Annotated in this window: 8 protein-coding genes and 1 pseudogene; 6 read left to right on the top strand and 3 right to left on the bottom strand. The window is 59.2% G+C overall.

Features of this window, described 5'->3' with window-relative positions; all coding sequences use genetic code 11:
* Positions 1-201 (top strand): annotated as a pseudogene (locus ACPYOI_RS34545) (LysR family transcriptional regulator); the annotation flags it as partial.
* 41 nt (positions 202-242) lie between these two features.
* Here ACPYOI_RS34545 and ACPYOI_RS34540 read toward each other — a convergent pair.
* A complete protein-coding gene (locus ACPYOI_RS34540) occupies positions 243-689 on the bottom strand; it encodes a baeRF12 domain-containing protein (protein WP_481416236.1) in 447 nt (148 codons plus the stop codon).
* A gap of 256 nt (positions 690-945) precedes the next feature.
* On the opposite strand from ACPYOI_RS34540, the gene ACPYOI_RS34535 reads away from it, so the two are divergent.
* Together ACPYOI_RS34535 and ACPYOI_RS34530 are read left to right on the top strand one after the other, a co-directional pair.
* Positions 946-1,353: a PilZ domain-containing protein gene (locus ACPYOI_RS34535; RefSeq protein ID WP_481416237.1), complete on the top strand. Its 408-nt coding sequence runs from the start codon at positions 946-948 to the stop codon at positions 1,351-1,353.
* Positions 1,354-1,468: 115 nt separating this feature from the next.
* Positions 1,469-2,581: a pyridoxal phosphate-dependent aminotransferase gene (locus ACPYOI_RS34530; RefSeq protein ID WP_481424042.1), complete on the top strand. Its 1,113-nt coding sequence runs from the start codon at positions 1,469-1,471 to the stop codon at positions 2,579-2,581.
* 106 nt (positions 2,582-2,687) lie between these two features.
* Here the strand turns inward: ACPYOI_RS34530 and ACPYOI_RS34525 are convergent, their stop codons facing one another.
* Positions 2,688-2,954, bottom strand: a complete 267-nt coding sequence (locus tag ACPYOI_RS34525) for a sel1 repeat family protein (RefSeq protein ID WP_168828954.1) — start codon at positions 2,952-2,954, stop codon at positions 2,688-2,690.
* A 435-nt stretch (positions 2,955-3,389) separates the two neighbouring features.
* On the opposite strand from ACPYOI_RS34525, the gene ACPYOI_RS34520 reads away from it, so the two are divergent.
* Positions 3,390-3,728, top strand: coding sequence for a DUF2147 domain-containing protein (locus tag ACPYOI_RS34520; protein WP_168828953.1), 339 nt, complete (start codon positions 3,390-3,392; stop codon positions 3,726-3,728).
* Between the two features lie 52 nt (positions 3,729-3,780).
* Here the strand turns inward: ACPYOI_RS34520 and ACPYOI_RS34515 are convergent, their stop codons facing one another.
* The gene (locus tag ACPYOI_RS34515; RefSeq protein WP_481416239.1) at positions 3,781-4,482 is read right to left on the bottom strand and encodes a glutathione S-transferase family protein; all 702 of its coding nucleotides are present in this window, start codon (positions 4,480-4,482) and stop codon (positions 3,781-3,783) included.
* A 164-nt stretch (positions 4,483-4,646) separates the two neighbouring features.
* Between ACPYOI_RS34515 and ACPYOI_RS34510 the strand changes: the two genes are divergently transcribed.
* Positions 4,647-4,820, top strand: coding sequence for a hypothetical protein (locus ACPYOI_RS34510; RefSeq protein WP_481416263.1), 174 nt, complete (start codon positions 4,647-4,649; stop codon positions 4,818-4,820).
* A 78-nt stretch (positions 4,821-4,898) separates the two neighbouring features.
* A partial coding sequence (locus ACPYOI_RS34505; protein ID WP_481424041.1) for an AMP nucleosidase family protein occupies positions 4,899-5,661 on the top strand: 763 nt, incomplete at its 3' end.

Here is a 5,661-nt window from a genome sequence, read left to right as displayed (position 1 = left end):
GTCCTGCCCTGCTTCATAGGCGATGCCGACCCCGGCCTCACGCGCGCCGGACCGATCATCGAACCCCTTACCTATGAGATGTGGATCACCGCCCATGACGACGAGCGCCAGCGGCCGGAAGTACGCGCGGTCATCGACAGGCTGGCGGCGCTTTTCAGCGAGAACGAGGATTTGTTTGCGGGACGAGAAAGCCAGCCATGAAAAGCGCGAGGGTTACCCGCGCTCTTTCGGCAGCGAACCGGTCAAGCAGCCAGGTGGCGCTCGATCTCCCCGACCGGCATATTGGTGTAATCCTTGGCGACCTCGGCGGAGAGAGCGGCTTGCACATCCGGGCTGAGGTTCGGCCGCAAGGTGCCGAGTGCCCTCGGCGGCGCCACCAGTATGATGTGATTGGCGTTCTTCTCATGGACGAGCTCATCCAGCTTTGCAGCGATTTGCCTGAGGAAATCGGCTTCCGCCTGCTCTTGCCAGCTCGTTTCCTCCATGGCGCTGGCGCTCGTGCCGTCCGGCGCATGTGCGCGTCCCGGCTTATCGGAGCCGAGCTCACGGTCCGGTTCGTTCGGGTGGCTCAGCGTTTCGCGTACCTGCAGGTTCATGAGCTCTGCATCGCCGGCATTCTGCATGATCAAAGCCTTCGCCCCATCGCAGACCACAACCCATGATTCCCATGGCACTCTGATGTCAGCCATTTTCGTTTCCTCTTGATGATTGTTCGAAGGCGAATTTGCTTCATCGACAGAGAGAAAACGTGCGGCAATTGAAAGAGTTCGGAGAAACCATGGATAAATGGAGCAGCGCTTCGTTCAAGCGCTCATGGAATGCACTGAAATGCAAAATCCGGTTTCGTTAAAATTGTCCCGATTTGTTTGACGAATACGAAAAACATTCATGTGACGCTATGCGACGGAACCAGTATGAGATTGTGTTCCAGGGGAGAGCCGCGTCATGCCCATGCTCCGAGCCACGCACCTTGCCACGGTCAAGTCGGAAGTTTACGACGTGCGGTGGGAACAGTTCAACGTGCGGCGCCCAGCGCGCATCGTCGCCGTCCGCCCCTGTTTGACAGGCATGTCGGTTCGAAGCGCGGAGATCCTCGATATTTCCCGCGGCGGCGCCACGCTCGCCGTCTCGTCTACCGCCGGCCTGCCGAAACACTACTATCTCAACATTCTCGGGCTCGCCTATCGCATCGGCTGCGCGGAAGCCTACCGCAGGAACGAGCGCATCAGCGTCCGCTTCATCAACACCATAGACCCGGAAGTCCTTCGACGCGTCGTGCGGGCCGACTTCATGGCGGGCAACATGGAAGCCATCGAAGCATACCGCGCGCCTCGCATCGAGCTGAGGCCATAAATCTTTCAAATGCTGGAGTGGTTTCCGGACCGGCCGTGGAATAATCGTCCTTGCCTTGAGGATGGCAACGCCTATTGTTGGCCGATTTTTCACATCTCCGGGAATCTGAAATTCGATGTCCGCTTTTTCGCGCTTCACGCCGCTGGTCAGCGCCCTCCCCTCCGCCGTTCCGTTTGTCGGGCCCGAGGCCATCGAGCGTCAGCAGGGTCTCAAGGTCGAGGCGCGCATCGGCGCCAATGAAAACGGCTTCGGCCCCGCGCCTTCGGTGCTTGCCGCAATCCGCGAACAGGCCGGCGATACGTGGAAATACAACGATCCGGAAAACTTCGATCTCCGCGAGGCGCTGGCCGCCCATCTCGGCGTGACGGCCGCCAATATCGCAATCGGCGGCGGCATCGACGAGCTTCTCGGGCAGATCGTGCGCCTGGTGATCGAGCCCGGCATGCCGGTCGTCACATCGCTCGGCGGCTATCCAACCTTCAACTTCCATGTGGCGGGTTTCGGCGGACGCCTCGTGACCGTGCCTTATTCCAACGACCGTGAGGATCTGGACGGTCTGCTCGATGCGGTGAAGCGTGAAAACGCCCCGCTCGTCTATTTCTGCAACCCGGACAATCCAATGGGAAGCTGGTGGGACGCGGACAAGATCGTCACCTTCGCCCGCGCCCTTCCGGAAACCTGTATGATGGTGCTCGACGAGGCCTATAGCGAAACGGGACCGGCAAGCGCCCCTCCCTCGATCGACTCGCTGATCGACCTGCCAAACGTCGTGCGCACGCGCACCTTCTCGAAGGCCTACGGTCTCGCGGGTGCGCGCGTCGGCTATGCCATTTCGACGCCCGGCACGGCCAAGGCCTTCGACAAGATCAGAAACCATTTCGGCATGAACCGGCTGGCGACTGCCGCAGCACTCGCCGCACTGAAAGACCGGGCCTATCTCACAGAAGTTGTCGGAAAGATCCACGCCGCCCGCGAACGGATTGCCGGCATCGCGCGAGCCAACCAGCTTTCGCCTTTAGCATCCGCGACCAACTTCGTGGCGATCGATGCCGGGCGCGACGGAACCTACGCCCGCTCAATCGTCGATGGGCTGATGCAGCATGGCGTTTTCATCCGCATGCCGGGCGTCGCGCCGCTCAACCGCTGCATCCGCGTCAGCGTCGGGCCGGAGAGCGATATGGCCCGCTTCGAAGAGGCCCTTCCCCAGGTCCTTCGCTCGCTGGGTTAAAACGGAAAAACCGCGCCGGCCTTGTTTCTGCCGGTCGCGGTTCCGTTTTCCGGGCGCGGGCACAACGCGCCCCGCCGGTTCCCTCTTTTTCGAGGTTGTTATTGTCTCAGTGGATCGTCATCCATTCGCGGGCGGCGCGCAGCGCTTCGGCGAGTTGCATCTTGTTCATCGATGCGGCGACATCGGCGCGAAGCTCGGCGGCGCGGTCGCTGCCCTTGATCGCGGCGATGTTCAGCCACTTGTGTGCAGCGACCAGATCGACCTCGCAGCCGCGGCCGGTCGCATACATCAGACCCATTTCGCAGAAGACGTCGGCGTTTCTGTCGCCACCCATGGTGGCCATTTCAGCATTGTGCATTTCAAAGCGTGCCATCGGTTTTATCCCTGTTTAGCCTGTTATCGGTTTGCCCTGTTTTACCTTCCGGGCCGTGCCGTCTGTCGCAGCTTTCGGTCCCTTCGGTCGGCGGGTTTGCCCCGCTCGTTTGATGGCTCCACTATGCCGCCTGGCTTTCAAAAAACGCCTAAAATGCATGATTAATTTGAGACAAACAAAGTGCAAACGCTTGGTAAAATTGGGTTTTCGTTAAACATCGGAATCCCTGCCTATTAAGGACTTTCCGCGAACTTTTACGAAAAGTTTACTTTTGAAAATAAAGCTTTCGTTCACCACGAAATGAGCTTGCAAGAAGAAAGCTGGAAATAATCCGGGGCAAAAGCAGCCTGAAAATCCGCCGTTTTAACCCCGGCGTCCTTTACCCTTACGTTCGCGTTAGTTACTTTGCGCGCAACGGACATGAGGGAGGGGATAATGATCCGAACGCTTATTCTGGCCGGCGCATTGGCGCTTTCGGCAAGCTTCGCCTATGCCGAGGAGCCTATCGTCGGCAACTGGAAGACGGTCGCCGGCGACACGGCGGTGATCGCCCCTTGCGGCGGCGGCTATTGCATAACGCTGAAGACCGGCAAGTTCGCCGGCAGGAAGATCGGAACGCTTGCAGGCTCCGGCGGCACATACAGCGGCGAGATCACCGATCCGAGCAATGACAAGACCTACAGCGGTTCGGGCACCGTGTCCGGCAATTCGCTGAAGATGAGCGGCTGCGTGCTCAAGGTCTTCTGCAAGTCACAGACCTGGACGCGGCTCTGAACAAAAAAAGCGCCCGGTCATCCGGGCGCTTTTCCAACTGCGCTTCCACACCTCAGCGGGCGCGCTGATTGAAAAGGATCTTCTGCGCTTCCTTGTCTTCGGCCAGATTGGCCTGACGTTCGCGCTCTTCCTTGCCGACGGCAATGCCCTTCAAGACCGCAGGTCGCTGATGCATACGCTCGAACCAGGCCTTCAGGTTCGGAAAATCGTTGAGGTCCTGTCCCTGCCGTTCGTAAGGGATGACCCAGCCGATGCAGGCCATGTCGGCGATCGAATATTCGCCGGCGAGATAATCCCGGCCTTCCAGCTGCTTGTTCATGACGCCATAGAGGCGGTTCACTTCGTTCGTATAGCGGTTGATGCCGTATTCGATCTTTTCCGGCGCATAGTTGCGGAAGTGGTGGGCCTGACCGGCCATGGGGCCAAGACCGCCGACCTGCCAGAAAAGCCATTCCTCGACCTGCACGCGCTTCCGCTCGTCCGTGGGATAGAACTGGCCGTATTTGCGGCCGAGATATTGCAGGATGGCACCGGATTCGAAGACGGAGATCGGCTCGCCACCGGGGCCGTCCGGATCGATGATGGCTGGCATGCGGTTGTTCGGCGCGATCTTCAGGAAGTCCGGCGCGAACTGCTCGCCCTTGCCGATGTTGATGTATTTCACCTCGTAGGGAACACCGAGTTCCTCGAGCATGATGCTGATTTTCCAGCCGTTCGGGGTCGGCCAATAGTAAAGTTCGATCGGTGCCGTCATGAAAATCTCCTTAGCGGGACTAAACACATAAGTAGCGAGAGACCGCCTTCAAGCAGTCAATCATTGTGAACGCCAAATGAACCGCGATCTCAGCGCCCGTTCAGACCGGGTGTGGCAGAACTTATCTCAACGATAGGGCGCACACAGGTTCAGGGATCACGGACGTGCTTATTCTGGCAAGACGGTTCACCGTCATTACACTCTTCATGGCGGTTTTCGCGATCACATTCTCGGCAGCCGTCGTACACGGCGGCGGGGGTGGCGGTTCGCAGTCGCATTTCGGCGCGAGCTACACCTGCCTCAATTCGACCAGCCCCTTCTGCAGCAACATGCGCTAAGATCAAGACTGCCTAATATTCTCCGATTGGTCACCGGGGCGTCGCTTGCTTGTTAACAACGGCAACCTATAATGCGCCATGAGCAAACGAATCTCACCTCTCGATATTTCCTCGCCACCTGCCTTTGAACCGCAAAGCTTCGATGATCCTGTAAAGGCCGTCGATGCGCTCACCGAGCTCTACGAACGCAATACAGCCTTCCTGATCGACAGTTTTGCGGAGCTCGCCAAGGGCGCGCCGATCACTTCGCGCTACCGCGCCTACTATCCCCAGGTCAGCATCGAGACGACCAGCTTCGGCCATGTCGATTCGCGTCTGTCCTATGGCCATGTGACGGCGCCGGGCGTTTATACGACAACCGTCACCCGGCCGAAGCTTTTCCGCCACTACTTGAGGCAACAGCTGGCGCTCTTGATGCGCAGCCACAATGTCCCGGTCGTCGTATCCGAATCATCGACGCCGATCCCGTTGCATTTTGCGTTTGGCGAAGGCGCGCATGTCGAGGCGTCGGCATCGGCCTTCATCGACATCCCGATGCGCGACCTTTTCGATACGCCTGATCTCAACACCACCGACGACGAGATCGCCAACGGCGAATACATTCCGCCGCCGGGCGAACCGTCGCCGCTTGCCCCCTTCACCGCGCAACGCATCGATTATTCGCTCGCCCGCCTCGCGCACTACACGGCAACCAGCGCGCAGCACTTCCAGAACTTCGTCCTGTTCACGAACTACCAATTCTACATGGACGAATTCTGCGCCTGGGCGCGCGAGATGATGGCCAAGGGGGGCGGCGAAGACGGCTATACGGCCTTTGTCGAGCCGGGCAATATCATCACCC

The organism is Rhizobium sp. SVR5-2C, assembly GCF_056755115.1.
This window is presented reverse-complemented; position numbering and strand designations above follow the sequence as displayed.

Bases quoted from the DNA above. Each gene is read 5' to 3' on its own strand.
- ACPYOI_RS34520 (WP_168828953.1), top strand. From the start codon at position 3,390: ATGATCCGAACGCTTATTCTGGCCGGCGCATTGGCGCTTTCGGCAAGC.
- ACPYOI_RS34525 (WP_168828954.1), bottom strand. From the start codon at position 2,954: ATGGCACGCTTTGAAATGCACAATGCTGAAATGGCCACCATGGGTGGC.
- ACPYOI_RS34515 (WP_481416239.1), bottom strand. From the start codon at position 4,482: ATGACGGCACCGATCGAACTTTACTATTGGCCGACCCCGAACGGCTGG.
- ACPYOI_RS34535 (WP_481416237.1), top strand. From the start codon at position 946: ATGCCCATGCTCCGAGCCACGCACCTTGCCACGGTCAAGTCGGAAGTT.
- ACPYOI_RS34540 (WP_481416236.1), bottom strand. From the start codon at position 689: ATGGCTGACATCAGAGTGCCATGGGAATCATGGGTTGTGGTCTGCGAT.
- ACPYOI_RS34530 (WP_481424042.1), top strand. From the start codon at position 1,469: ATGTCCGCTTTTTCGCGCTTCACGCCGCTGGTCAGCGCCCTCCCCTCC.